This is a genomic window from Mycobacterium numidiamassiliense (assembly GCF_900157365.1).
Classification (GTDB): Bacteria; Actinomycetota; Actinomycetes; order Mycobacteriales; family Mycobacteriaceae; genus Mycobacterium; species Mycobacterium numidiamassiliense.
The window spans coordinates 391,906-418,221 of record NZ_FUEZ01000003.1 but is presented as its reverse complement, the minus strand read 5'-3'; the positions used below and the strand labels follow the sequence as shown (position 1 = coordinate 418,221).

Annotated in this window: 25 protein-coding genes and 1 other RNA gene; 16 read left to right on the top strand and 10 right to left on the bottom strand. The window is 64.0% G+C overall.

All coding sequences use genetic code 11. From position 1 onward, the window contains the following. Window positions 1-12: 12 nt before the first annotated feature. Window positions 13-867, top strand: coding sequence for an oxidoreductase (locus tag MNAB215_RS01705; protein WP_077077178.1), 855 nt, complete (start codon window positions 13-15; stop codon window positions 865-867). On the opposite strand, the gene MNAB215_RS01700 is transcribed toward MNAB215_RS01705, so the two are convergent. From MNAB215_RS01700 to hisN, 3 genes are all read right to left on the bottom strand, one after another. Further along, the gene (locus tag MNAB215_RS01700; protein ID WP_077077177.1) at window positions 860-2,068 is read right to left on the bottom strand and encodes an acyl-CoA dehydrogenase family protein; all 1,209 of its coding nucleotides are present in this window, start codon (window positions 2,066-2,068) and stop codon (window positions 860-862) included. The two genes, MNAB215_RS01705 and MNAB215_RS01700, sit on opposite strands and share 8 nt — an antisense overlap. Before the next feature lie 25 nt (window positions 2,069-2,093). Next, the gene (locus MNAB215_RS01695) at window positions 2,094-3,503 is read right to left on the bottom strand and encodes an acyl-CoA dehydrogenase family protein (protein WP_077077176.1); all 1,410 of its coding nucleotides are present in this window, start codon (window positions 3,501-3,503) and stop codon (window positions 2,094-2,096) included. 89 nt (window positions 3,504-3,592) lie between these two features. Continuing rightward, a complete protein-coding gene (hisN, locus tag MNAB215_RS01690) occupies window positions 3,593-4,381 on the bottom strand; it encodes a histidinol-phosphatase (protein WP_077077175.1) in 789 nt (262 codons plus the stop codon). Window positions 4,382-4,415: 34 nt separating this feature from the next. Here hisN and MNAB215_RS01685 point away from each other — a divergent pair, with 34 nt between their 5' ends. Continuing rightward, window positions 4,416-4,745: a hypothetical protein gene (locus tag MNAB215_RS01685; RefSeq protein WP_077077174.1), complete on the top strand. Its 330-nt coding sequence runs from the start codon at window positions 4,416-4,418 to the stop codon at window positions 4,743-4,745. Window positions 4,746-4,754: 9 nt separating this feature from the next. On the opposite strand, the gene MNAB215_RS01680 is transcribed toward MNAB215_RS01685, so the two are convergent. The 3 genes from MNAB215_RS01680 to MNAB215_RS01670 form a co-directional block, all read right to left on the bottom strand. Continuing rightward, on the bottom strand, window positions 4,755-5,870 hold the full coding sequence (locus tag MNAB215_RS01680; RefSeq protein ID WP_077077173.1) for a PPE family protein: 1,116 nt from the start codon (window positions 5,868-5,870) through the stop codon (window positions 4,755-4,757). Between the two features lie 97 nt (window positions 5,871-5,967). Continuing rightward, a complete protein-coding gene (locus MNAB215_RS01675; protein WP_077077172.1) occupies window positions 5,968-7,107 on the bottom strand; it encodes a PPE family protein in 1,140 nt (379 codons plus the stop codon). Window positions 7,108-7,464: 357 nt separating this feature from the next. Further along, a complete protein-coding gene (locus tag MNAB215_RS01670) occupies window positions 7,465-8,826 on the bottom strand; it encodes an FAD-dependent oxidoreductase (RefSeq protein ID WP_077077171.1) in 1,362 nt (453 codons plus the stop codon). Between the two features lie 185 nt (window positions 8,827-9,011). Between MNAB215_RS01670 and prfB the strand changes: the two genes are divergently transcribed. From prfB to ssrA, 8 genes are all read left to right on the top strand, one after another. Then, window positions 9,012-10,118, top strand: a complete 1,107-nt coding sequence (gene prfB, locus MNAB215_RS01665) for a peptide chain release factor 2 (RefSeq protein ID WP_077077170.1) — start codon at window positions 9,012-9,014, stop codon at window positions 10,116-10,118. Beyond that, a complete protein-coding gene (locus tag MNAB215_RS01660; protein ID WP_077077169.1) occupies window positions 10,108-11,091 on the top strand; it encodes a mechanosensitive ion channel family protein in 984 nt (327 codons plus the stop codon). The genes prfB and MNAB215_RS01660 overlap by 11 nt, the downstream gene beginning before the upstream one ends. Further along, window positions 11,088-11,543, top strand: a complete 456-nt coding sequence (locus tag MNAB215_RS01655; protein ID WP_077077168.1) for an Rv3103c family proline-rich protein — start codon at window positions 11,088-11,090, stop codon at window positions 11,541-11,543. The genes MNAB215_RS01660 and MNAB215_RS01655 overlap by 4 nt, the downstream gene beginning before the upstream one ends. A 72-nt stretch (window positions 11,544-11,615) precedes the next feature. Next, on the top strand, window positions 11,616-12,305 hold the full coding sequence (gene ftsE / locus MNAB215_RS01650) for a cell division ATP-binding protein FtsE (RefSeq protein WP_077077167.1): 690 nt from the start codon (window positions 11,616-11,618) through the stop codon (window positions 12,303-12,305). Beyond that, on the top strand, window positions 12,305-13,198 hold the full coding sequence (gene ftsX / locus MNAB215_RS01645) for a permease-like cell division protein FtsX (protein WP_077077166.1): 894 nt from the start codon (window positions 12,305-12,307) through the stop codon (window positions 13,196-13,198). Before ftsE ends, ftsX begins: the two co-directional genes overlap by 1 nt. Window positions 13,199-13,200: 2 nt before the next feature. Further along, on the top strand, window positions 13,201-13,710 hold the full coding sequence (smpB, locus tag MNAB215_RS01640; RefSeq protein WP_077077165.1) for an SsrA-binding protein SmpB: 510 nt from the start codon (window positions 13,201-13,203) through the stop codon (window positions 13,708-13,710). Between the two features lie 50 nt (window positions 13,711-13,760). Continuing rightward, a complete protein-coding gene (locus MNAB215_RS01635; RefSeq protein ID WP_077077164.1) occupies window positions 13,761-14,606 on the top strand; it encodes a maleylpyruvate isomerase family mycothiol-dependent enzyme in 846 nt (281 codons plus the stop codon). An 89-nt stretch (window positions 14,607-14,695) separates the two neighbouring features. Continuing rightward, window positions 14,696-15,064: a transfer-messenger RNA gene (gene ssrA, locus MNAB215_RS01630) on the top strand. Window positions 15,065-15,207: 143 nt separating this feature from the next. On the opposite strand, the gene MNAB215_RS01625 is transcribed toward ssrA, so the two are convergent. After that, on the bottom strand, window positions 15,208-16,398 hold the full coding sequence (locus tag MNAB215_RS01625; RefSeq protein WP_245830103.1) for a cytochrome P450: 1,191 nt from the start codon (window positions 16,396-16,398) through the stop codon (window positions 15,208-15,210). A gap of 82 nt (window positions 16,399-16,480) precedes the next feature. Here MNAB215_RS01625 and MNAB215_RS01620 point away from each other — a divergent pair, with 82 nt between their 5' ends. Then, on the top strand, window positions 16,481-17,251 hold the full coding sequence (locus tag MNAB215_RS01620) for an SDR family NAD(P)-dependent oxidoreductase (protein WP_077077162.1): 771 nt from the start codon (window positions 16,481-16,483) through the stop codon (window positions 17,249-17,251). Between the two features lie 71 nt (window positions 17,252-17,322). Here MNAB215_RS01620 and MNAB215_RS01615 read toward each other — a convergent pair whose 3' ends face one another. Next, window positions 17,323-17,886 carry a nuclear transport factor 2 family protein gene (locus MNAB215_RS01615; RefSeq protein ID WP_077077161.1) on the bottom strand — a complete coding sequence of 188 codons (564 nt, stop codon included), beginning with the start codon at window positions 17,884-17,886 and terminating at the stop codon, window positions 17,323-17,325. 124 nt (window positions 17,887-18,010) lie between these two features. On the opposite strand from MNAB215_RS01615, the gene MNAB215_RS01610 reads away from it, so the two are divergent. The 3 genes from MNAB215_RS01610 (at window position 18,011) to MNAB215_RS01600 (ending at window position 20,472) form a co-directional block, all read left to right on the top strand. After that, entirely contained in the window at window positions 18,011-18,640 is a 630-nt protein-coding gene (locus tag MNAB215_RS01610; RefSeq protein ID WP_077078334.1) for a TetR/AcrR family transcriptional regulator, read from the top strand. Between the two features lie 185 nt (window positions 18,641-18,825). Then, the gene (locus tag MNAB215_RS01605; protein WP_083745972.1) at window positions 18,826-19,554 is read left to right on the top strand and encodes an SDR family NAD(P)-dependent oxidoreductase; all 729 of its coding nucleotides are present in this window, start codon (window positions 18,826-18,828) and stop codon (window positions 19,552-19,554) included. Between the two features lie 54 nt (window positions 19,555-19,608). Continuing rightward, window positions 19,609-20,472, top strand: a complete 864-nt coding sequence (locus MNAB215_RS01600; RefSeq protein WP_077077159.1) for an SDR family NAD(P)-dependent oxidoreductase — start codon at window positions 19,609-19,611, stop codon at window positions 20,470-20,472. A gap of 1,585 nt (window positions 20,473-22,057) precedes the next feature. On the opposite strand, the gene MNAB215_RS29365 is transcribed toward MNAB215_RS01600, so the two are convergent. Both MNAB215_RS29365 and MNAB215_RS01590 read right to left on the bottom strand, forming a co-directional pair. Then, a complete protein-coding gene (locus MNAB215_RS29365; RefSeq protein WP_131829071.1) occupies window positions 22,058-22,357 on the bottom strand; it encodes a hypothetical protein in 300 nt (99 codons plus the stop codon). A 49-nt stretch (window positions 22,358-22,406) separates the two neighbouring features. Continuing rightward, on the bottom strand, window positions 22,407-22,805 hold the full coding sequence (locus MNAB215_RS01590; RefSeq protein ID WP_077077157.1) for a hypothetical protein: 399 nt from the start codon (window positions 22,803-22,805) through the stop codon (window positions 22,407-22,409). A 146-nt stretch (window positions 22,806-22,951) separates the two neighbouring features. On the opposite strand from MNAB215_RS01590, the gene MNAB215_RS01585 reads away from it, so the two are divergent. Next, a complete protein-coding gene (locus tag MNAB215_RS01585) occupies window positions 22,952-24,979 on the top strand; it encodes a cyclic nucleotide-binding domain-containing protein (protein ID WP_077077156.1) in 2,028 nt (675 codons plus the stop codon). A 223-nt stretch (window positions 24,980-25,202) separates the two neighbouring features. Next, the gene (locus MNAB215_RS01580) at window positions 25,203-26,201 is read left to right on the top strand and encodes an NAD-dependent epimerase/dehydratase family protein (RefSeq protein WP_077077155.1); all 999 of its coding nucleotides are present in this window, start codon (window positions 25,203-25,205) and stop codon (window positions 26,199-26,201) included. The last annotated feature ends 115 nt before the right edge of the window (window positions 26,202-26,316 follow it).

Below are 26,316 nucleotides of genomic sequence, written 5' to 3'. Positions count from 1 at the left end.
TAGCCTTGGTCGATGCAGAGCTTTCCGCTTGGTCGCTTTTCGGTCTCCCGTATCGGCTTTGGCGCCATTCAACTTCCGGGTCCCGGCGCCTTCGGGCCGCCACGCGATCGCGATGCGGCGCTGGCCGTGTTGCGCAGGGCGGTCGAACTCGGTGTCAACCACATCGACACCGCTCAGTTCTACGGGCCTGATGTGTCCAACGAACTGATCCGCGAGGCCCTGCATCCGTATCCAGCAGACCTGGCGTTGGTCAGCAAGATCGGGGCTCAACGCGACGACGCGGGCGGCTGGCTGCCCCTGGACCTCGCGGACTACCGCAAGGACATCGAGGCTAATCTGCACGCACTCGACGTCGATCAGCTCGCGGCGGTGAACCTGCGGCTGATGGGCAACGATGGCCCAGACGAGCGCTTCGATGAGCAGCTGTCGATCATGATCGCCGCGCGCGACGAGGGATTGATCGGCGGGATCGGGCTGAGCAACATCACCCGCGAGCATCTGCTGCATGCCTTGCAGCGCACCGAGATCGCTTGCGTGCAAAACGCTTTCAGTCTCGTCGACCGGGCGGCCGCACCCGTGCTGCAGGAGTGCGCGGCGCGCGGTATCCCGTTTGTCCCGTTCTTCAGCATCAGATCGCCGTTCGCGCCGCCCGATCAAGTGGTGGGGCAAGAAGCGGTACGCCGGGCCGCCGAGCGGCTCGGGCGCACGCCCGCACAGATCGCGTTGGCGTGGACGCTGAGCGTGGCGCCCAACGTGCTGATCATTCCGGGTACTTCGTCGGTGGAGCATCTCGAGGAGAACTTGGCTGTGGACTCCATCGAGTTCGACGACGAAACCCGCGAGCGGTTAGACGCAGTCGCTACTTGAGTTCCGACGAGGACAGGCCCAGCAGTCGGCGGGCGACCACGAGCTGCTGGATCTGCTGAGTGCCCTCGAAAATGTCCATGATCTTTGAGTCGCGGGCCCACTTCTCCAGCAGGTTCTGCTCGGAATAGCCTGCGGTGCCTGCCAATTCGACAGACTTCAGGGTGACGTCGGTGCCAACGCGGCCGGCCTTGGCTTTGGCCATGGACGCTTCTTTGGAGTTGGGGATCTTGTTGTCGGCCTGCCACGCCGCCCGCAAGGTCAGCTGGTAGCTGGACTCCCAGTCGGCCTCCATGCGCAGGAACTCGGCCGCGGCCGCGCTCTGGGCGTGCGCGGGCTGGTCGTAGTTGATCTCGACGCCGGCGCTGCTCAGGATCTTGCGCAGCTCTTCCAACGCGGCCCGGGCGATACCGATGGCCATGCCCGCCACGACCGGCCGGGTGTTGTCGAAGGTCTCCATCACTCCGGAGAAGCCTTGGCCCGACTCGATTTCGGGTTTACCGAGCAGGTTGTCCTTCGGTATCCGGGCATTGTCGAACCGGATGACTGCGGTGTCGGAGCCCTTGATGCCGAGCTTGTTCTCCAGCCGCTCGACGGTGACACCCGGATGTTCGCGCGGCACGATGAACGACTTGATCGCCGCGCGGCCCTGCGATTTGTCCAGCGTCGCCCACACCACGATGTGCGTGGCCCGCGAACCCGCGGTGACGAAAATCTTTTCGCCGTTGATCACGTACTCGTCGCCCTCAAGCTTGGCGGTCGTGGACACCGCCGCCGAGTCGGAGCCGAAGCCCGGTTCGGTGATGGCCATTGCGGCCCACACCCGGCCCAACCGCTGCAGCTGCTCGTCGGTGGCCACACCGGAGATCGCCGCATTGCCCAGGCCCTGATAGGGAATCGACAGCATCATTGCGGCGTCACCCCAGCAGGCCTCCAGCGTTTGCAGCACCGCGGCCATGTTGGCGCCGTTGCGGTTTTCTTCCTTGTTTTCGCTGCTACGGAAGGCCTCGGCGCCCGCAAGGCCCAGGGCGTTGGACTCGGCCGCGCCCGAAAACAGATTGGACAGCGTGTCGAGCTCCACCGGGTAGGCGTGCTCCTTGAGGTCGTACTTGCGCGCGATCGGCCGCATCATCTCCGCAGCGGCCTGGTGCGCCTTGTCGATCACGCCTTGCATTTTGCGGGGCAGTTCCAGATTGATTGCCATGATTGATCTTTCGCTAGATGAAGACCTAGATGACGACAACGCCCTCGGCGACGCCGATGGCCCGCAGGTCGCGGTACCAGCGTTCGACGGGGTGTTCCTTGGTGTAGCCGTGGCCGCCGAGCAGTTGCACGCCGTCCAGGCCGATCTGCATGCCCTTGTCGGTGCCGAGCCGCTTGGCCAGGGCCGCTTCGCGGGTAAAGGTGAGGCCCTGTTCGGCGCGCGCCGCGCCGCGCCAGGTGATCAGCCGCAGCCCGTCCAACTCGATGGCGATGTTGGCGCACATGAACGCGACGGCTTGCCGGCGTGCGATCGGCTCGCCGAATGCCTGGCGCTCCTTCACATACGGGATGACGTAGTCGAGCACCGCGTGCGAGGTCCCGACGGCCAGTGCGGCCCAGCCCAGCCGGGCCAGTCCGATGGCCTCGGAGTAGTCGTCGTCGGTGGCTTCGTCCTCGCCCAGCCGGGCGCTCACCGGCACTGACACCCCGGAAAGCTCGACCTGGCCAAGGGCCGCGGCGCGGATCCCCATGCTCGGATCCGCTTTGACGGTAAGGCCTTTGGCGGAGGATTCGACGATGAACAGCGCCGGCTTGGCGTTCAGTTGCGCGCCGACGATAAACAGCTCGGCATCGGCCGCCGCCGGCACCAACGACTTGACGCCGTCGAGCCGGTATCCACTGGGGGTGCGAACGGCGGTGGTTTTCAGGCGGGTGGGATCGAACAGCGGCTGCGGTTCGGCGATCGCCACACAGGCCTGCGGAACCTTTTCTCCGGCAAACTCTTTCAGATAGGTAGCCTGCTGATCGGCGCTCCCCCAGTGGGTGAGCGCGGCGGCCACGCCACCGGGCGCCAGAATCGGCAATGCCAGACCCATGTCGCCGTAGGCCAACGCCTCGGCCACCAACACATTGGTCACGCTGGAGCGGTGTGCGGCGATGCCGTCGAAGTCCTCGGGAATGTTGATCGCGGTAATGCCCAATTCGGCGGCCTTAGCGATCAGATCCGACGGGTAGGTCGCCGCCTCGTCCGCGCCTGCGGCCACGGGCCGCAGCACCTCCTCGGCGAACTCCTCGAGCGTTTCGACGATCATCTTCTGTTCGTCGTCGGGCCGCAGGTCGTAAAAGTCCTTGCCACTGGACTTGAGCCGGGTCGGCCCGCTTCGCACGTTCTGCACCCGCTTGAACTGTCTGGAGGTGGCTCCGGCAGCGGAGAAAATCGTCTTCGTGCCATAGCGCAGGCCCCGGTTAAGCGGATCGCGCAGGCCGTATTTGTCCAGAAACTCCTGGCCGACGATCGGAGTGAGCAGGGCCAGAGTGATGTCGATTCCCGTGCGTTTGTGCGGTTGCAGCCCGACGCCGGTCTTGCGGCCGCGTCGCTTTACGCGTGACCGGGAAGTCTTGGAAGTCTTTTGTGAACCGGAAAGAGTGTCGGTCATTTTCTCAGCAGCCTCGGTCGTTGGGGCGATGCGAATAGAGGCTATCTTACTCCGGAGTAAGATAGCTAGTGATTGCCTTGTTAGCTAATTCACAACGATTCCGCGCGCAGGCTCCTGAGCACCGTTTCCTGCAGCAAGCCGTTCGTCGCCACCGCGCTGCCGCGGTGCGGACCGGCAATGCCGTCCAGCCCGGTGAATGCCCCGCCCGCCTCGCGGACCACGATGTCGAGCGCTGCCAGATCCCAGACCGACACCTCCGGTTCGGCGGCGATATCCACCGCCCCCTCGGCAAGCAGGCAATACGAGAAAAAGTCGCCGTAGGCGCGCACCCGCCACACCGCGTCGGTCAGGGCGATGAACCGGTCGCGCAGGCCGCGGTCCGCCCACCCGGACAAGCTGGAGAAGGAGAGACTGGCCGAATCCAGCTGTGCCACTGAGGAAACCGACAGCCGACGCGGCGGGCCGTTGTCGGCGACGGCGAAGGCGCCCTCGCCGTGGGCCGCCCACCACCGACGTTGCAGCGCCGGCGCGCTGACCACACCTACGACCGGAACACCGTGGTCGAGGAGTGCAATCAAGCTGGCCCACACCGGCACCCCGCGCACGAAGTTCTTGGTGCCGTCGATCGGGTCGATGATCCACTGGCGCCCGGTGAAGCTGGTGGTTCCGCCGAACTCCTCGCCGACGACGCTGTCGTCAGGGCGATGCTGCGCGAGCGTGTCCCGCAGGTCGGCTTCGACCGCACGATCGGCGTCGGTCACCGGAGTCAGGTCCGGTTTGGTCTCGATGCGCAGGTCCAGCGCGCCGAATCGGTCGCGAGTGAGCGCGTCCGCGCGGTCGGCCAGTCGCAGCGCCAACGTCAGATCGTCCTGACTCATGCCAGCAGTCCTACCACGGCTCTAACCTGAACGAGTGTGGGAATTCGGTCTTCTGCTCCTGCTGGTAGCGGTACTGGGGGTTTTTCTTGCCCAACGGTTCGTCCCGCGCGGCCCGCGCGGCGAGCTGCTCGGCGGCACCCTGTTGGTGACCGGGGTCAGCCCGCGCCCGGACGTCGGCGGCGAGCAATACGTGACCATCGCCGGTTTCATCAGCGGCCCCACCGTCGATGAGCACCCTGTCTATGCGCGGTTGGCAGTCGACGTCGAGCATTGGCCGTCCACGGGCGAGACCTTCCCGGTGGTGTACTCGCCGAAGAATCCGGACAACTGGAAGTTCACCCCGCGAGAACCGCCTGCGGGCTAACGGCTTCTGTCATCCGGCGTACGGGGGGCGTGGCATCATTTTCGGCCGGACGCCGTAGCGGGGGACGACGAGCGTGGCTCGCGAGGCCGGCCGCACCCCGGGGAGGCCGGGCAGGCCCGATCCGGATCCGGCCGTTACGTCACTCTCTGTCAAGGCGGACAATCCGATACTCGATGCCGTCGTGCCGGGACTTCCCGATGGTGTGGTCCAGCTCGCCGGCACGGACATCGAGCCGATCGAACCGGCGCGGCCCACCGCGACGGTCGCGGTGCCAAGATTCGCGGCGCCGCCGACGCTGGCCGCGACACCTTGGAGCGCCACGGTGGGCGGGGCGACCTCGGCTTCGGCGGCTGAAGCGGGGATCATGCCCAAAGTGCTCTCCACCCCGATGATGTCCTGGGGAAAGGATTCGAGGTTCGCCAAGTTGTCCGTTGAAGCAAAGAAGGCTACGGCGCCGTCAAGAAAGGTGGAGTCGCTGGCGGGCGCCGAGTCCAACGTGTCCGTCGCTGACGCGGAAGCGGCCTGCGACAAGGGATTTGATGCGCTGGAGTTGTTGACGGCCTGGGTAACGGCAGCCTGCTGAGCGTTCACGCCCTCCGGATTGGTGTTCTGGCGCGCGGACGAAAATCCAGTGAACTGGGTGGCTTCCGCCGAGCTGGCCGCGTAGCCGGTCATCGCGGTGACGTCCTGGGCCCAATACTCGGCGTACTGCGCTTCGGTGGCCGCGATCGCGGCGGTGTTCTGGCCGAAGAAATTCGTCGCTATCAGTGCGGTCAGCTGTGTGCGATTGGCGGCGACCGCGGCCGGCGGCACCGTCATCGCGTGCGCCAGTTCGTATGCCGCCGCCGCGAGCCGGGCCCGCACGGCCGTCTGCATGGCCCGCTCGGCGGTCGTGTGCAGCCAGCTCATATAGGGCGTGGCGGTGGCCACCATCGCCTCCGCGGTCGGCCCGCGCCACTGCAGGCTGGTCAAACTCCATAACACCGATTCGTATACCTCGGCCACGGTGCCCAAGTCGGCAGACAGCGAATCCCAGCTTCCCGCAGCCGTCAACAGCGCGCCCGATCCCGGGCCGCTGTACATGCGCGCAGAGTTGATCTCTGGCGGCAGAAACACGAAATCCATTGGGCTACATATCTTTAATTGGTATGTGGCGAACCGCGACGGTGCGGCCCGAGGAAGGCGGGCGGCCCGGCTCGGTCACCCGCGGACTGGCGTCGTGTCAGCCGGCCGCCGGCGGGCGGGGGATCACCGTGGGCCGCATACCGTAGCGAGGCGTGGCACCCGCGGCTTTCGAGGCTGCGCTCGCCGGCATCCCGGGGTAGCCCGGATAGCCGGACGCAGCTGCCTCCTCGGTACCTGGAATCGTGGTCATGCCAAGCGGTTCGAATGCCGTGATGTGATTGGTTACCGGCGCGGACCAGCTCGCCGGAACCGACATCGGTCCGACCTTGCCGGCGCTGGTAAGGGTGGCGGAAATGTCGCCCAGGCCCGCGCCGGCGACGCCCGACGCGGCAAGTCCGGGGGCCGAAGCGAGCGCCGGGGCGATCGCGGCCGGAGCGGCCGCCGCCGCGCCGAGGCCAGGCAGAAGCCCCAAGTTGTTCTCGGCTCCGATGATCCCGGTGGCGAACGCCTCGAGGTTGTACGTGGAGTTGATGGCACCGAACGAGGCCACGATGCCGTCCAGCGCGGTGAAGTCGTCCGGGACGATGGGGTTGCTCGGTAGCGTCTGGGAACCCCCGACCGTCGACAGTGCCTGTGCGACGGGGGTTGTGCTACTGGCGTTGTTGACGGCTTGGTTGACGGCGTTGTTCTGGGTGGCCTGCGCATTCGTGGTGGTGGTCTGGTTGGGGGCATTGAACGAGGGCAATTGGGTTGTGGCCGCCGACGAGCTGCCCGCATAAACCGACATCGCCACCGAGTCTTGGGCCCAGTAGTCGGAGTACTGCGCTTCGGTGGCCGCGATCGCCGCGGTGTTCTGGCCCACGATATTTGTCGCTATCAGCCTGGCGAGCCGGGTGCGGTTGGCGGTGACGGCGGTCGGGGGCACAGTCATCGCGTAGGCGCGCTCGTACGCGGCCGCGGCCGCCCGGGCTTGCCTGGCGGTCTGCTTTGTCTGCTCGGCGGCCGCTTGTAGCCAGCGCGTATAGCGCGCGGCGGTTGCGGTCATTGCCTCAGACGCGGCACCGCGCCATCCGAAGCCGGTGAGTTGTGAAAGCGTCGACTCATAGCCCTCGGCGGTGGTGCTCAACTCGGCCGACAGTGAGTCCCAGCTGCCCGCGGCAGCCAGCATCGCCCCCGAGCCGGGGCCGGTGTACATCCGAGCGGAGTTGACCTCCGGCGGCAAAAAGGCGTAGTCCATTGTGTTGCTTCTCTCTGATGGGGCGACGTGATAGGCGGCGGGGTAAGCGTGACGCGCGTGCGGCGGATGGGGATCCAGGGCTAAAAGTCTTGTGAGTCAGCTACATTGGCGCCCGCGGCGCTGCGGGAACACGACCGGGTCGTCGGTGGGGCGCGCACACCGCTCACTTCGGGCCGCCTTCGGTAGTGGAATGCAATAAAACTCGCAAGCCACGGGCCGGGGCACCGCGCTTTTGAGTGAATACCTGGGGTAGGCCTAGTTAATTTCAGACGTCAGAGAACTGCCACTTATGCGACGTCCGTTGGTCGTTCACGCCACCCGGGTGCGGCCATCATCCGGCCGCGGGCGGGCGAAAGGTCAGCCGTGGCTGATGTGAAGCAGCTTTTCCAGGCTCGCTAGTTTGACGCGGGGCCGTCCGTGCGGCTCGCCGGCCGCTCGCTCGTGGCGATCGATGATCTCCCAGTGCGCGGAGGTAACCAGCTTCGGTTGGCGTGCGGCCAGCCACTCGGCCAGTTTCTGGGCATGGTCGTTGTCGAACTCGGCCAATTCGCCGGCGCCGGTCAGGTCTTTGATCAGGGTGTCGACGGTGTCCTGCGAATCCCTCTTATTGGTGCCGATCACCCCGGTCGGCCCGCGCTTGATCCACCCGACGACATATTCGTTGCGGCTGCCGTCGACCCGACCGTCGGTGTTGGGAATGGTGGCGCTCTTGTCGTCGAACGGCAGCCCCGGGGTGGGCATGCCCCGATAGCCGACCGACCGCACCACCAGTTGCACCGGGAGCTCTTCGCGTTCGCCGGTGTCCTTGGCCGACACCCGGCCGCTCTCGTCGGTGATTAACTCGTTGCGGCCGAGCACGATTCGCTCCACCCTGTCCTCGCCCTTGATCTCGATCGGAGACGTCAAAAACCGGAACACCATCCGACGGTGTCCAGGGCGGGGTTCGCGGCTCGCGTAGTCGCGCAGCACCTTGATGTTCTGCTTGGTGGTTTTGCCCGCCGCCTCGGCATCCTCGTCGCTGATGCCCTCCAGCGCGGCGGGGTCGACGATGACATCGACGCCTTCGAGGTCGGCGAGCTCGCGTAGCTCCAGCGTGGTGAACGCGGTCTGCAGCGGCCCGCGCCGACCGAGGATCACGACTTCTTCCACACCGCGCGGGCGCAGCGTTTCCAACGCATGATCGGCGATATCGGTGAGTGCGAGTACTTCGGGGTCGGTAATCAGAATGCGGGCGACGTCGAGTGCGACGTTCCCATTGCCGATGACCACGGCCCGGGCGCCCGACAAATCGGGTGATATCTGCGCGAAATTGGGGTGCGCGTTGTACCAGCCGACGAAATCGACGGCGGCGACACTGCCCGGCAGATCCTCTCCGGGAATGTTCAATGCGCGATCGGACTGCGCACCGACGGCGTAAATGACCGCGTCGTAGTGCTCGGCGAGCTCGGCGGTCTCGACATGTTCGCCGACCACCACGTTGCCGAAAAAGCGGAACCGCGGATCCTGAGAGGTTTTCTCGAATTGCTTGCTGATCGATTTGATCTTGGGGTGATCGGGCGCGACGCCGGAGCGCACCAGGCCCCACGGCGTCGGCAGCATCTCGATCATGTCGACGGCCACATCGATGTCGTCGGAGGCGTCGGCTGCTTTGAGCAAAGATGCCGCCGCGAAGAAGCCCGAGGGTCCGGAGCCAACGATCGCGACATGGAATGGACGCATACCCCAGCCTTCTGGTCATGCCCGGCTGCGACGCGAATAGCTGAGAATCGGGCTGGGCGTCGCAGTGGCGGGCGCACATAATGGTGACTCGATGCTAATCGCAGAACCCAATGATGTGGCCGAAGTTCCGCCGCTCGCCACCTGAGCACTCGGCCCGGGCCAGGCCGCCGGTAACGTGGTCGGCTGTGGAACCCGACCGTCAAGCCGATATCGCAGCCCTCGACTCCACCCTGACCACGGTGGAGCGAGTGCTCGATGTGGACGGTCTGCGCAGCCGGATCGAGAAGCTCGAGCGCGAGGCCTCCGATCCCAAATTGTGGGACGACCAGACCAACGCGCAGCGCGTGACGAGTCAGTTGTCCCACGCCCAGGGCGAACTGCGTCGCGTCGAAGAACTGCGGCAGCGGCTCGATGACCTGCCGGTGTTGTACGAGCTGGCGGCGGAGGAGGGTTCCGCCGATGCGTTGGCCGAGGCCGACGTCGAGCTCAAGGCGCTGCGCGCCGACATCGAGGCCGCCGAGGTGCGCACCCTGCTGTCGGGGGAGTACGACGAGCGCGAGGCGCTGGTCACGATCCGGTCCGGCGCTGGCGGGGTGGACGCGGCCGACTGGGCCGAGATGCTGATGCGGATGTATATCCGCTGGGCCGAGCAACACAAGTACGGGGTCGAAGTGTTCGACACCTCTTATGCCGAAGAAGCCGGGATCAAGAGCGCGACGTTCGCCGTGCACGCGCCGTATGCGTACGGCACGTTGTCCGTCGAGCAGGGCACTCATCGCCTGGTCCGGATCAGCCCGTTCGACAACCAGAGTCGACGCCAGACGTCGTTCGCCGAAGTCGAGGTGCTGCCCGTGGTGGAGACCACCGACCACATCGACATTCCGGAAGGCGATGTGCGCGTCGACGTCTACCGTTCCAGCGGTCCGGGTGGCCAGTCGGTGAACACCACTGACTCGGCGGTTCGTCTAACCCACATACCAACGGGTATCGTCGTGACTTGCCAGAACGAGAAGTCGCAATTGCAGAACAAAGTTTCGGCGATGCGAGTACTTCAGGCAAAATTGTTGGAGCGCAAGCGTTTAGAAGAGCGTGCTGAGCTGGACGCCCTGAAAGGTGAGGGCGGCAGCTCCTGGGGAAACCAGATGCGTTCCTACGTACTGCAGCCGTATCAGATGGTCAAGGATTTGCGAACCGAGTACGAGGTGGGCAATCCGGCGGCCGTGCTGGACGGAGACATCGACGGATTTCTGGAAGCGGGAATCCGGTGGCGCAATCGAAAAGATGACGACTAACACAACTTTTTTCGCAATCTCGGCGACGCAACGCTGGCACGATTTCTGGCGCGGCGCCATCGGTGGCTGGATCCTCGACCAGGGTCTGCATATCGTCATGATCTTCATCGGGGCGGTGCTGGCGGTCCGCTTCGTCACCTGGATCGCCCAGCAGATCACCCGGCAGCTCGACGTCGGCTTCGCCGAAAGCGATGCGCTGGTGCGTTCGGAGGCGACCAAACACCGTCAGGCGGTGGCCTCGGTGATCCAGTGGGTGTCGATCGTCATCATCGCGATCTGGGGCGTCGTCGAGATCGCCGACGTGCTGCAGTTCTCCATGGGCGGCCTGATCGCGCCCGCCACCGTGGTGGGCGCGGCGCTGGGTTTCGGCGCCCAGCAGCTGGTCAAGGACCTGCTCTCGGGATTTTTCGTCATCGTCGAGAAGCAGTACGGCTTCGGTGACCTGGTCGAGTTGACGGTCAGCGGCATCAACGCCCCGGCACGCGGCACGGTAGAGAATGTGACGCTGCGGGTGACCCGGCTGCGCTCGTCGGACGGCGAGTTGTTCACCATCCCCAACGGCCAGATCGTCAAGACGGTCAACCTGTCCAAGGACTGGGCGCGTGCCGTGATCGATATCCCGGTCTCGACCAGCACCGACTTGAACCGGGTCAATGAGGTCTTGCACGAGGTGTGCGACCACGCCCTGGACAACCCACTGCTGGGCGAGCTGCTGCTGGATGCGCCCACCCTGATGGGGGTGGAAAGCATCGAGGTCGACACCGTGACCCTGCGCATGGTGGCCCGCACGCTGCCCGGCAAGCAGTTCGAGGCGGGTCGGCAGTTGCGCGTGCTGGTCATGCGGGCACTCGGCCGCGCCGGCATCGTTACCGCGGCCGACGCGAAGGTGAACCTCGTCGAGGACGACGCCGTTCCCGCAGCTCAAGCCGCTGAGGAGGCTCACAAGATCGCGCGTGAGTCGGTGCGGCGATGAAGCTGACGCTCAACGTCCTGGAGAAACGCAGCGACGATAAGGACAACGGCTGGCCAGGCCACGTGTTCGGCGGTCGGATCCGCACGTCGACCCTGCTATTGATCGTGGCGTTCCTCGCGGTCTGGTGGGTCTATGACACCTATCGCCCCGAACCGCCGCCCAAACCGGCCGCTCCGCAAATAGTGCCGCCGGGGTTTGTGCCCGACCCCAACTACACGTGGGTGCCGCGCAGTCGCGTGCAGGAGCCGCCGACGGCGACGTACACGCCCACACCGAGCACGACGGTGCCGCCGCCGCCCACGAGCACTGTGCCGACGACCACGCCCCCAACGACCACACCGCCGTTCCAGCTGCCTCAGCTGCCGTGTCTGCTGCCGGCGCCCTTCTGCCCGCCGACTTCGAGTGCGACCCCGTCACCCTCCGAGCTACCGCAGCCCAGGCCGGGTCCGTAGCCCGCATCTGCGCCGCCCCGCCGGTTGATCACAGCGGCCCCGCGATTTTCACCGCTACACTGGCGTGCCGTGATGATCACCCTCGACCATGTCAGCAAGAAGTACAAAGCGGCGGCGCGTCCGGCGCTGGACGACATCAACGTCAAAATCGACAAGGGTGAATTCGTGTTCCTGATTGGGCCGTCGGGCTCAGGCAAATCGACGTTCATGCGGCTGCTGTTGGCCGCCGAGACGCCGACCAGCGGCGACGTGCGGGTCTCGAAATTTCATGTCAACAAACTGCCGGGCCGCCACGTGCCGAAACTGCGTCAGGTGCTCGGCTGCGTGTTCCAGGACTTTCGGCTGCTCCAGCAAAAGACGGTGTTCGAGAACGTCGCCTTCGCCCTGGAGGTGATCGGCAAGCGCAGCGAACAGATCAACCGGGTGGTGCCCGAGGTGCTCGAGACGGTCGGACTGTCCGGCAAGGCCAACCGGCTGCCCGACGAGCTGTCCGGTGGTGAGCAGCAGCGTGTTGCCATCGCGCGGGCGTTCGTCAACCGGCCGCTGGTGCTGCTGGCCGACGAGCCCACCGGCAACCTGGACCCGGATACCAGTAACGACATCATGGATTTGTTGGAGCGGATCAACCGCACCGGCACGACCGTCGTGATGGCCACGCACGACCACCACATCGTCGACTCGATGCGGCAGCGGGTCGTTGAGCTGTCGTTGGGCAGACTGGTTCGCGACGAACAGCGGGGCGTCTACGGGATGGACCGCTAGTGCGCTTTGGCTTCCTGCTGAGCGAGGTCCTCACCGGTCTTCGGCGCAATGTCACCATGACCGTTGCGATGATCCTGACGACCGCGATCTCGATCGGTCTGTTCGGTGGTGGTCTGCTGGTGGTGCGGCTGGCCGACAACTCCCGCGCCATCTATCTGGATCGCGTCGAGACCCAGGTCTTTCTCACCGAAGACGTCTCGGCCAACGACCCGGGCTGTAACACCAATCCGTGCAAGGCGCTTCGGGAAAAGATCGAAGGGCGCGAGGACGTCAAATCGGTTCGCTTCCTGAACAGGCAGGACGCTTACGAGGACGCCATCCGAAAGTTCCCGCAGTACAAGGACGTTGCCGGAAAAGATTCCTTCCCAGCTTCGTTCATCGTCAAGCTCAATAATCCCGAGCAGCACAAGGATTTTGACATGGCGATGCAGGGCCAGCCAGGTGTCCTCTCCGTGCTGAACCAAAAGGATCTGATCGATCGGTTGTTCGCCGTCCTGGACGGCTTGAGCAAAGTCGCGTTCGCAGTCGCGCTGGTCCAGGCTGTCGGGGCAATCCTGTTGATCGCCAACATGGTTCAGGTCGCGGCGTTTACCAGGCGCACGGAAATCGGAATCATGCGACTGGTCGGAGCGAGTCGCTGGTATACCCAGCTGCCGTTCCTGGTCGAAGCGATGTTCGCCGCGGGCGTCGGCGTCGGCATCGCCATCCTCGGACTGCTCGCGGTGCGCGCATTGTTCCTGGACAACGCGTTAAACCAGTTCTACCAAGCGAACCTGATCGCCCGGGTCGACTACGCCGACATTCTCTACATCTCCCCGTGGCTGCTGCTGCTCGGTGTGTCGATGGCGGGGTTGACGTCTTACGCGACTTTGCGGCTGTACGTGCGGCGCTAGCTGTGGCCAAAAATTCCAGCCAGGGCAAGTCTGCTGGCAGCAAGGGCGAAAGCAAGAAGATCATTGCGAGCAATCGCAAGGCCCGGCACGACTACGCGATTATCGAGTTGTTCGAGGCCGGAGTGGCGTTGTTGGGCACCGAGGTGAAGAGCCTGCGCGAGGGGCACGCCTCGTTGACCGACGCGTTCGCAACCGTCGACGACGGCGAAGTGTGGTTGCGCAATTTGCACATTCCGGAGTATCAGCACGGCAGCTGGACAAACCACGAGCCTCGTCGCACCCGAAAGTTGTTGCTGCACCGGCAACAGATCGACCGGCTGGTCGGAAAAATCCGTGACGGCAACCTCACCCTGGTACCGCTGTCGTTGTACTTCTCGGGGGGGAAGGTGAAGGTCGAGCTTGCGCTGGCACGAGGCAAGCAAGCGCACGACAAACGCCAGGACTTGGCCCGCCGGGATGCCCAGCGCGAAGTTGTTCGCGAGCTGGGCCGTCGAGCGAAGGGCATGATCTGACCGCCCGCCGGGTGGTTCCGGTATCGCGGTGATCGGCCTACGATCCGAGCATGGCCGATCGTCCTGTCACCCAGCTCGACAAGACTGAAGTGCTCACAGGTCTCTTTGCCGTGTGGGACGACATCGAAGCGCTGCTACGTGATGCGCCCGAGGCCCAGTGGAAGGCGTTGACGCCACTGCCCGGGTGGAACGTGCAGGCCGTGGTCTCGCACATCATCGGCACCGAGTCGTTCCTGGAGGGTGTCGCCGCGCCCGAACCCGACACCGACGTGAAGGCGTTCGATTACGTGCGCAACGACATCGGCGCGATGAACGAGTGCTGGGTGCGGCATTTCAGTGCCGAACCCGGCAGCGCCGTCCTCGAGCAGTACCGCGCCGTGACCGACGGACGCCGCAAGGTCCTGCAAGACATGTCCGTCGAGGACTGGGACGCCCAGACGCTGACGCCCGCGGGCCCCGAGAGTTACGGACGGTTCATGCGAATCCGGGTCTTCGACTGCTGGATGCACGAGCAAGACATCCGTCTGGCGTTGCAGCGGCCGTCATCCGACGACGACCTCGCAGGGGCCGCGTCGCAGCTATCGCTCGACGAAATCGCGGCCACCATGGGCTTTGTCGTCGGCAAACTGGCCAAGGCGCCCGACGGGTCACGCGTGCACTTCGACCTGACCGGTCCGCTGGCTCGCAGCATCCGGGTCAACGTCGACGGTCGGGCGCAGTTGGTCGACGACTTCGGTGGACAGGATGCGACGGCGACAATCCGGATGGACGCCCTGCAGTTCACCAGGCTGGCCGGCGGGCGGCCGATGTGCCCGGCCCGCGCGCAGGATGTCGAACTCAGCGGTGACAAGGACCTGGCCACCCGGATCGTCGAGCGCCTGAACTTCGTGATCTGACCGCAGCCTTCCCCCGGAAGATAATTTCGTCGTCGGTCGTTGATGAGGCCGTACAATGGAGTGTCCTGCCGAATTCGGTGGGGGTGCGAGGGGCTGAAAGGTTTCGACTTCGCGCATCGAATCAAGGGAAGCGTGCCGGTGCAGGCAAGAGACCACCGTAAGCGTCGCTGCAACCATATAAGCGCCGATTCACATCAGCGCGACTACGCACTCGCTGCCTAAGCGACTGCGTGTCTGTCAGACCGGGAGCGCCCTCGGCCCGGACCCTGGCATCGTCTAGAGGGACCCACCCACGGGTTCGGTCGCGGGACTCGTGGGGACATCAAACAGCGACTGGGATCGTCATCCTGGCGAGTTCGTGTGACCAGGAGATCCGAGTAGAGACATAGCGAACTGCGCACGGAGAAGCCTTGAGGGAATGCCGTAGGACCCGGGTTCGATTCCCGGCAGCTCCACCGAGAAGATGCTGGTCAGAGCCACAAGCTCTGGCCAGTTTTCTTTTTCGTCAACACTCATGGCCCTGCTGTCCCGGGTTGGTGCGCGCGCCTCCGACCCGGGCAATACCAGGATGGCCGGACTCTGTCGTACGAGATAGCCGGCGTCAGCCGACGATCGCGGGCATAGAGTCCCACCCTCGCACAGTCGACGTGCGCGAGCGGCGGGCGTTATCAAGGTCGACCTGCCATTCTGGGAATCGCTTGAGTACCTCTTCCAGTGCCACCCGGCCCTCCAGTCGGGCCAGCGGGGCTCCCACGCAGAAGTGGGCTCCGCGGCCGAATGTCAGGTGCGCGCCGGGCCTTCGGTGGATATCAAAGCGATCGGGATCCTCGAACTGGCGCTCGTCGCGATTGGCAGAGGCCAGCATCATGAGCAGTGCGCTGCCGGCCGGTACCGTTTGGTCCTGGAACGACACATCTTCGGTTGCGACGTACCGGGCGACATGTGGACCAGGTGGCTCGAAGCGCAGGAGTTCTTCGATTGCGACGGGGATCAGGGAGTGATCGTTGACGAGTTCCTTGCGTTGATCGGGATGCTCGGCCAACACTTTGCCCATCCATCCGAACAATCGACCCGTGGTTTCCACGCCAGCGCCTGCGACGACCGTCAGAAATATCAACAGTTCCTGTTTGGTCAACCGACGCGTCTTCCCGGTCTCGTCCTCGAACTCGACGTTGAGTAGCTCTGTAATCAGATCGTCGGATGGATTCTTCTCGCGCCAGGCGACGTACTCGGTGAACATGTCGCCGTCGAAGTAGTGATCTTTGTCCACCGACAGGGGTTTGCCTGGTTCATTCCGCAGGACGCGATGTGCCTCGGCGCGCACCGATGGTTGTTCGGAGTCGGGGATGCCGGCGAGCATGCCTATCGTTCGCATCGGGAGTTCGCGCCCCAGATCGATGACGAAGTCGAAGCTCTGCCTGTCGGTCAGCGGATCGAGGCAGGTTTCACAGAATGCGCGCACTTTGTCTTCAAGTGCCCGCATCTTCTTCGGCACGAAGGCTCGCGATACCAACGCACGATGGATGGTGTGCAAAGGAGGGTCCTCATTGATGAAAACCCCAGGAGGCATTACCGGATCGGTCTTGACCACCTCAAGGATGTCGCCTTTGGCTGAGCTAAGCCTATTCGTATCTTTAAGGGCAGCCTCGACATCGGCATAACGGCTCACTCCCCAGAAGTCATGGCGCTCGTTGTGATACAGCGGTGCGTTGTCCCGTAGTCGTCGGTAGATCGGATAGGGATCGAGATCAATCTCGACATCCCACGGGTCGTAATAAAGCTGCTCGCTCAACATCCCTCCTCATCCGCCACTGTACGACCATATAGCATCTGCTGTACGCTCGTACAGTCCACACGAACGGAGGAATGGTCAGGTGAGCGATCGGTTCTCTCTCGAAGGTCGGGTTGCGGTAATCACAGGCGGTGGCACCGGAATTGGGCGAGGTTCGGCACTGGTGCTCGCCGAGCATGGAGCCGATGTCGTGCTGGCTGGTCGTCGTCCCGATCCCCTCGAATCGACGGCCAAAGAGGCGCAAGCTCTTGGGAGGCGAGCAATCGCGGTGTCCACCGACGTCACCACTGCCGAAGCATGTCAGGGACTTATCGATGCAACGCTGCAGGAGTTTGGCCGCATTGACATCCTGGTGAATTGTGCGGGCGGCGCGGAGACCAAGTCCATATTGAAGTGGCCGGACGACGACTTCGAACGCACACTCGCCCTCAACTTCGGTGCCGTCTGGTACCTCTCCCGCGCGGCGGCCACGCCGATGATCAAGCAAGGCAAGGGCGCCATCGTGAACATCTCGTCTGGAGCGAGCCTGTTGGGCATGCCGCACGCCGCCCCGTACGGTGCGGCGAAGGCGGCCGTCAACAACTTAACTGGGTCGATGGCGGGCGCCTGGGCTCGTAAAGGTATTCGCGTCAATGCGATTGCCGTGGGAGCCGTACGTGCAGCGACGTTGACGGACGACGCGGCCCGCTATGGGCTCGACCCCGAGGCGATCGCCATGACAAACGGCTTGGGGCGCCTGGGCGAGCCAGATGAAATCGGATATGGGGTGCTGTTCTTCGCGTCCGATGCGTCGAGTTTCTGTTCGGGTCAAACGCTTTACATGCACGGCGCGCCTGGGCCTGCTGGCATTTGAACACCAGCATAACGACTACGTTCTGACGCCGCGCGGGTCGCGGCTTCGTTCCCTTCGGCTCCGTCCATCATCTACCAGCGGGCGGGTGCCGGGCTCCCGATCGTCAGCGGCCGTTCGTAGGACAAGTCCTGGCGATCGCGGGTGCCGACTAGGTAACCCTTCTCCTTAAAGAATTTCGACTGCAACACGCGGGCATCGGCTAGAAACATTCCCTCCACAGTTGACCGGCGAACGACTATGCGCCACTGGCCGTCTCGACGTTCCAACCGATCCAAGTAGCGGCCCGTAATGAATTGCGCGCTGCCACCATCGGGACCGATGAGGACGACGATAACGTAGCTTTCGGCATGCGCAGTGTCGCCGTCGATCTCGATCGATTGCGTGGTGATGTTGTGGGTGTGCACGATCGAAGTCTCGGCGTGAGTCTTGTTGGCCCAGTCTCCGTAGTCCGGTCCCGAGTTGACGGCAAAGCCGTGCTCGTCGATGCCGTCTTCATAGTATGCCGCGCTGATGAGGTCCGCGTCGTGGCGATCGCAACCCCGCGCGTGTCGTGCGATGCAGTCGTGAATCGCGGTGCGATCAAGTAAGTACTGGACGTCGCGCCGCAGAATGCTGAGGTCGGTGTCGGCAGTCATGCGTCTCCTGAGTCGTCGGGCGCCGCGGCCGCTAAGCCCCGGCAGCGGCGCATGGCTGTGAGACTATACGAGTGTACAGCGGTTGGCGAGTGTGAGAATAGTTTCAACTGGAAGTGAGGTGACCATGGCGGCAGCGCCCCGTCGCGTCGGCGCGGAAACGTCCAAGACTCGCGATTTGCTTCTCGATTCCGTAGAGCAGCTGATGCTGGAGGAGGGTTACGCCAGCGTGAGCTACCGGGCGTTGGCCACCAAGGCCGGGGTGACACCAAGCCTCGTGCAGTACTACTTCCCGTCCCTTGACGACATCTTCCTCGGCGCTATCCAGCGTTACTCCGGACGCAACCTCGCAGTGTTGGCCAAGGCGCTTGAAGCCCGCTCTGACGATCCGCTGCATGCGCTGTGGGACTTCAGCTGGGACGAAGCAAGCGGCGCCCTCATGACCGAGTTCTTAGCGCTGGGCAACCACCGTAAGTCGATTCGGTCCGCCATCGCCGATGTCACGAACCAGGTGCGGGCGATTGAAGTCGAGGCTCTTGCGAGAAAGTTCGGCAAAGGGGCGCGCCTCGATGGTGGTCTTTCGCTGGGGGCGGCGGCTCTGCTGGTGACGGGTATCCCGAAGTTCCTGAATCTCGAGGAGGGGGTTGGAGTCGATGGCGCGCACCACGAAGTGGTCAAGGCGATCGAGAAGCATCTCGACTCCATCGAGACCCGATCAACGCGCCGCGGGCGGAGGCCATCGCGATCGCGTCAGTGAGGTCTGACGGCTCGTCATCCTGGACGAGGAGCCCACGGCGCCTAAGCGTTCGGTGGCCTGTGACATCGGAGTTCGCGTATTCACGTGCTATTCGCCGTCCTTGAATGTGCTATACAGTCGTACAAAGACGGTGCAGTACGAATGTATAGCAGGAGGACTCCGTGAGTACGGCGAATCGGGTAGCGGTGGTCACCGGCGGGGGATCCGGCATTGGGCAGGCGATCGCAACCCAGCTCGGTCGAGACGGTCGGCGGGTCGCCGTCCTTGACCTCAATGGCGAAGCCGCAGACAAGGTGGCCAGCGCGCTACAAGCTGATGGTGGCACCGCCCACGGCGTTCGGGTCGATGTTTCCGATCCGGACGCCGTCGCTCGAGCCTTTGAGACGGTGCGACAGACTTTCGGCCCCGTAGAGATCCTCGTCACCAGTGCCGCCATCGCCGGGTTCACCCGTTTCGACAAGATCACATTCGAGGAATGGAATCGCTACCTGGCAGTGAATCTGACAGGCACATTTCTTTGCTTACAAGAAGCGCTTTCCGATATGGCGGCGGCCAAATGGGGCCGGATCGTGACCATCTCGTCCGCCGCGGGGCAGCAGGGTGCGGTCGGCCAAGGCCACTACTCGGCCACTAAGGGCGGCGTCATCGCACTCACCAAAACGGTTGCCCGCGAGTACGCATCACGGGGGATCAGCATCAACACCGTGCCGCCGTTCGTCATCGATTCGCCAATGTTGCGCGAGCAGCAGCTTGCCAAGAAACTGCCGCCCGCCGAGGTCTTGAGGAAGGCCATCCCGGCAGGACGGCTCGGAACGGGCGAGGATGTCGCGGCGTTGTGTGCGTTCTTGTGTTCAGACGCAGCCGGTTACGTCGCCGGCCAAGTCATCGGCGTCAACGGCGGGGCAGTTCTGTAGATTGCGTGGCCGATCGGGCTTGTGTCGGGGTGTGCAGAACGAGGAGAACAATTGGTGTCGAACACGAACCGGATCGCAGTCGTGACCGGCGCCAGCAGAGGAGCCGGCGCAGGTATCGCAAGCGCTCTGGGTAGCCACGGGTACACCGTGTACCTCACCGGTCGCACCGAAAGGTCCGGGGAGTCCGTACTTGCCGGCACCATCCAAGAAACCGCTGAAAAAGTGAATGCTATGGGCGGCAAGGGCATTGCAGTCCGCGTCGATCACGCCGACGACGAACAGGTGAAGGACTTCTTCGAACGGGTGGGTCGCGAACACGGCAAGATCGACGTACTGGTCAACAATGCCGCGATCATCCGTGACGAGATGATGGCACGGACGAAGTTCTGGGAAGAGCCCCTCAACGTCATCGACACACTCGCCGTCGGATTACGAAGCAGCTACGTTGCCACAGTATTCGCTGCGCCCCTGATGCTGCCGCAGCGCAGGGGTCTCGTCGTTTTCACGTCCTCCTCGGGAGCGGTCCATTATGCCTTCGGTCCCGCATATGGGGTCCCCAAAGCGGGCACCGACAAAATGGCCGCGGACATGGCGGTGGACTTCAAAGGGACTGGGATCGCAGCCGTGTCGATCTGGATGGGGTCATTGCTAACTCAGCGGGTGCGGGAGATCGTGGCAACGAGTCCCGGGAAACTCGGGCACATCGTTGATACCGCCGAGACTCCGGAATTCACCGGCCATGTCATCGCTGGGCTTTACGAAGATCCCGAACTTGCGGGCCTGAGTGGGCAGGTGCTGATCGGTGCGGAGCTAGCCGTCAAGTACGGGATCAAAGACGAGGGAGAGCGCCAGCCGCCATCGTACCGCGATCTGCACGGTGTTCATCCGCACCCGCAGTTCCCGTACGTCATGAGGTGAATCCAGGTTGATGGTGACGCAGAGAAGACAGAGAGTCGACATCCGCCTTGGGCGGCTGCGACTGCGGCCACGAAGCCTATGGGCCGGCAACTCGCGAGCGCCGGTGACGGCTCTTGACGCCGTCAAGACTCGAAAGCGAAACCGCACGTGACGAGCGGGAAAGAACTGGAACGAGACGTAACTAATCGGCAGTTCAGAAGGCAAATCGCCTGGTAGGGCATCGGTTTCGATTCCCGGCGGCTTCACCGAGAAGATGCTGGTCAGAACGAATAATTTAGCTCGATATCGAGCCTGCCTCGCCGTCGAGCCCAGTCAGTGCATTGCTGATGAACTATTGCCTCTAGCAAGGGGTTTCGGCCTTGCTCGGTGGCCGATTCGGTGATTTAAATCTTGGTAGGCGGGCGCAGCGTCGAGTTGTCAGCCTCAAGGGGTTAGTGGTTGGGGTCTGTCCACTCATCCTCTGGGGTCTCACCGAGCCAGTCTTGATGGGCATGCGGGGGTGGGATTACGTGGGGGCCGATGGGCGGAGGATTACGTGGGGGCCGATGGGCGGACCTCCTCCGAACCCCTCACCCCAACCCGCTTTGGGTGGTGGTGGCTCGGCCGCCGGCGGCGGCGCGGGAGCGGCGGGTGCAGGAGCGGGGGCAGCGCCTGGCGGTGGACCAATGCTGCCCGAGCGAGGGGGCGCTGATGCCTCCCTGTGCGTCGGGAGCCCGTCAATCCCGACGTTGTCCCACTGGCTATTCCATGCTGTATGCGGGTTGTAGTCCCAATGCGGGTAGTGGAAGCGGTCTTGACCGGGGTCGTACCGCCACTCGCCTCCGTTCTTGTCGTACAGGCTCTGGCCGCCCTTAGCCTGGACGGTGGGCTTACTAGCTGGTCCGGTAGTCAGGGGCCCATCGACGGGTGGGTGAACACCTTCGGGCGGCAGACCTGGACCTGCGGGCTGCCCTTGTGGATATCCAGGTGGCGGTGGCTGCCATGGCGTCGGGTCCAGCGGGCGCGGCACGGTGTAATCGGCTTGCTGGATGCCATTATGCGGCGCGGTCTGGGGTCTTTCAGTGAAGCTGACTGCGCTAAGGGGCGCGGCGGAGCTAGTGATTCTGGCTGCGATCTCTTTGTCGTGAACAGCCAATTGGGCAGCGCGTTCCTGAATGCGGGCGGCGAACGTCTGCGCTTGGGCCTGGGCTGCGAGAGTGCCTCGCCGCGGTGTTACCGAAAGGTCTTCGCCCACCTCGTATCCGGCGGCACGGGCGTCGTCTACCGCATCCAGCACACTCCGCTTGGTGGAATAGAGAGTCTCAGCGGCCCGGCGCGCTATCGCTGAGGACTCATGAAGGACATCAGCCAGGCCCCGCACTTTCACGAGATCAGCGAAAGCTCTTTCCTGAGCTGCCTCCGCAGCAGAGCCTTCCCACACTGTCCCGCCGGGCGACACGGAAGTCCGATGAATCGAGGTGAATGAGGACTCCCAATGCTCGGCGGCAGCTGTCCAGTCCCTGGCTGCATTTTCTAGATGCGTGACATCCCAAGCTTGGACTTCCGACAAGCTCGGTACTCCCACACCGCCGACGCCCGGCACAGGTCACACCCGGGATACCGCGGCACCGATAGCGGCGGCTTGCCGCGCACCAACAGCGTCGGTGGCCGCAAACTCAGAGCCCGCCGCAGCGGATTTGACGGCCGTTGACTGCGCTCGTCGAGATAAGACGATGATCGCACCATCGAGGGCCGCATAGACGGTACCGACGGCGCCGGACGTCGCCTGGATTGCTGGTCCCATACTTGGTGGTGGAGTTGTCGCGACCAAACTCGCGGCCACCGCGTCACAATGCGCTGCCAGCGCCTGCAGCCCGGCATTGTTGACGTGGAGTGCATCTGCCACCTGTTGAAGTCTAAAGCGCGCGACGAACACGCGCCGCAGGTTGCACGCTTCAGGCGACGGGTGGGAACGCGGCTTCGGGAGGTAGCAAGTCCAATGGGTACTCGTTCTGCGAGAGGACGAGCGTGTCTGCTGGCTTGGAGATATCCACATAGTGGTGACCCGAGCCGGGGTGAACCTGCATCTCGGTCAATAGCTCCATGATTTCCGCGGCAAGGGCGGAGTCAAGCCGCCAAACAACGGTACCCACGCCGAATTCGATATCGGCCGTGCCTGCCTGGATGAGGAACTGGTGAACTGTTGCACCATGGTCCAGGTGCGCCGATCCGTGCTGTGCTGCCTGCTTTACCGCGGCCAGGACTTCGTCCACCCCGGCGCTGTCCATGGCCAACAACACCGCATCATCGCCGAAGTTCAACTTTTCGACCAATTCGGCATGGATGAGGCTCATATCCTCAGTATCTCTCCTCTGGGCGACGGGCTCAGATTGCTCTAACTGATGGCCCGCGGTGACATGCCTGGGCCAGGATCTCAGCGCGCACCTGTGGTTGGCGCAAAGTGCGGCGCGGCGAGCGCTCGTCGGCCTAAGGTCGGTGCGTGGCCCTCGCCGCAATTCGCAGGGTGGCACGCAACCCGCAATTACGCATGCTGATGGCGGCCTGCACGGCCTATTACATCGGTGCGTTTTCGTATTTCGTCCTGCTCATCACCTTCGCCTTCGCGGCAGGAGGTGCTGCCGCCGTCGGTGCTGCGACCCTGCTGGCAGCGCTGCCGGCGGGGTTGGTCGGGTTGCTGGCTGCACCGCTGACCACGAGCGCGCATCCGCAGCTGCATCTGGCGATCGGGATCGGGTGTCGTGGCCTGGCTATGGTCGCGATCATTGTCGCGGTGCTCAGCGGGGCGCCGGTCAGTGTCGTGTTGGTGCTCGTGACCGTGGACTCCGTTGCGTCGGCAGCTGTGCGGCCGCTGCATGGCGCACTGGTGATCCGGCTTTCCGGTACCGCTGCCGAGGGGGCCGCCGGAAATGCCGTGACCAGCTCACTCGTCAGCGCCATTGCGCTGGCCGGACCGGCGCTGGCAGGACTGGCCTTCGAGTTTTTGGGCGTCGCCTGGGCGTTCGCCCTGCCGGCGACCGTCTTCGCTGCCGGTGTGGTCGCGGCGCTGCTGATCCGAATGCCGCGCGCCGACGATTTCCGAACGCGTGCCCCTGCGCCCGGCAGGTCGGCGCGATCGCAGGTTAGGTTGCTGGGGGCCGGGTTTCGCGGGATCATCGCAAGCCGCCCGGCCTCCGCGGCCACCGTGCTGTTCGCCGTCAACGTCATCGTGCTGGGCGTCTGGTATGTCGCCTGTGCATCGGTGGCAGACGACCGGTTGCATCTCGGCGCGGACGGCGTCGCGACGATCATGACAGTTGACGCCGCCGGTGGACTCCTGGGCGCGCTGGCGACGCTGTCGATCGTCGGGCGGCGCGGCCTGGCCCGCGTGCTGTGCGGTGCGCTGCTCGGCTTGGCTGTCGTCTTCGCCTCGCTAGGAGCGACCACCTCGTCCGCGGTTGGCCTGGCGGCAGCCGCCGGCCTGGGTGCCGCCGGTGCCGTCGCCTACGCCATCGCGCCCACACTTGTGCAGCGAAGCGTCGCCCGCGCCACGATGGTGCCGGCGGTAGCCACTTTGCAGGGCCTCTACCCGGTTGGCATAGCCGCCGGCGCCATCATCGCACCGTTGCTCATCGGTCCGTTTGGGGTGCCCGCAACCCTGGGCATCGTTGGCGGTGCTGCGGGACTGATTTCGCTGCTAGCGTGGCCGAGGCTCCGCCACGCCGACGAGCTAAGCTCCGACGAGGCCGCCAAGCTGGGAGTGATTCGGGCCACCACGATGCTGGCCCCGCTGCCGGCGCTGGCACTCGAACAACTCGCTCGCGCCGCGACGCGCCTGACGCTGCCGGCGGGGTGCGAGGTCATTCGGCAGGGCGACCGCGGGGACCGTTTCTACATGATTGCCGCCGGCGTGGCCGACGTCGCCGTCGACGGTCGCCGGACAGCCACGCTAGGTCCCGGCGGGTCGTTCGGGGAGATCGCCTTGCTGGACGATGTGCCACGCTCCTCCACCGTGACAGCGCGCGAGGATCTCGACCTGATCGCCGTCGAACGTGCCGAGTTTCTCTCCGCTCTCTCCGACGACAGCGCATCGGGCGGTCGCCTCGGCCAGATTGCCCGCACCCGCATGGCTACCTTGCCGGTAGCTGAGCGCCTCGTGGAGTTGAACCGTGACACCACGCTGAGCAGCCGAGCCGCGTGCGAGCTACTGGCGCCGCAGCCCCCGATGGCCGCCATGCGGGCCGAGGAGTTGCGTCAGCTTGCCGACAGCGCGCGAGTGCTGGTGGCCGCCGATGGAGCGGTCATTATCCGCGAGGGCGATTACGGCGACACCTACTATGTGATTCTCGATGGCGCTGCGCAGGTATACGAGGGCGACCTCATGATCCGTGAACTGCGGCCCGGCGACGGCTTCGGCGAGTTGGCGATCCTACGTGACGTCCCGCGCACTGCCACCGTACGAGCTTTGGGCAGCACGACGCTGTTAGCCGTCGATCGAGAGGCGTTTCAGCGTGCGGGTCAAACGGGTTAGCCGTGCTGGCCAGGGAAAGCGCCGCCGCACGGTCGCCTCAGCCGCGCACCTGCCTGGGTCAACAGCGGGTCGTCAAAGACAAGGCATTCCACCGGATTTCGGTGCCGCTGCCGCGCCCCGCCAAAGCGACCGCGGAGGGATCCGCTAACAATTCCGACACTCGGGCACACGTAGATTAGGGTCACTGATTGCGGATGGGACCAGACTCGAGGGACGTAAACCGATGGAAATACTTGTCACCGGGGGAGCGGGCTTCCAGGGAAGTCATCTCACCGACTCGCTGCTCGCCAGTGGGCATTCGGTGACTATCCTGAATACGTCTTCGAAGAGTGCGACTCGAAACATGCAGGGTTTTCGTTCGCACGAGCGGGTGGCTTTCATCTCCGGCTCGGTGACCGACGGAGAAACCGTCCATCGCGCAGTGCGAGATCATCATGTCGTTTTTCATCTAGCCGCGAATATCAATGTTGACCAGTCGCTGGGTGACCCAGAGAGCTTTCTTGAGACCAACGTTATGGGTACGTATCGTGTTCTCGAAGCCGTGCGGCGTTACAAGAACCGGCTGATATACGCGTCGACTTGCGAAGTGTACGGTGACGGACACAATCTTAAGGATGGCGAACTACTTGACGAACGAGCTGAGCTGAAACCGAATAGTCCGTACGGGGCCTCCAAGGCGGCGGCGGACCGCTTGTGCTACTCGTATTACCGTTCGTTTGATCTCGATATCACCATCGTTCGTCCGTTCAACATCTTCGGTGTGCGCCAGAAAACCGGGCGTTTTGGCGCGCTGATTCCGCGGCTTGTCCGTCAGGCCATTAACGGCGAAAACCTCACGATCTTCGGCGGCGGTACCGCCACTCGGGATTATCTGTACGTCAGCGACATCGTGAATGCATACAACCTTGTATTAAAAGACTCGACCCTGCGCGGGCGGGCAGTCAATTTCGCAAGCGGCAAGAATACACGGGTGAAAGACATCGTCGAGTACATCGCGAGCACGTTTGATGCCAAAATAGAGCATCGCGATGCCCGCCCGGGAGAGGTCGCCCGTTTTCCTGCTGATATTTCTCTAGCGAAAAGCATCGGCTTCGAGCCCGAAGTCGACATTTGGGAAGGGATCGACCGCTACATCCAATGGGCAAAAAAACAGCCTCAATACGCGTATGAACAGGACGGTTTCAGCGGCATGTCGTCACCCAAGGGGCACAGCGTTTGCTGAAACAGGATACCGGCGACGGGCTACCATGTCGCGTTCTGCCGGACACCACCTGTTCTGCATCTCGTCGTCTCTGGTAAAGCGCCCTCTACTACGGTAAATCGGAGTTAGGCTCTTC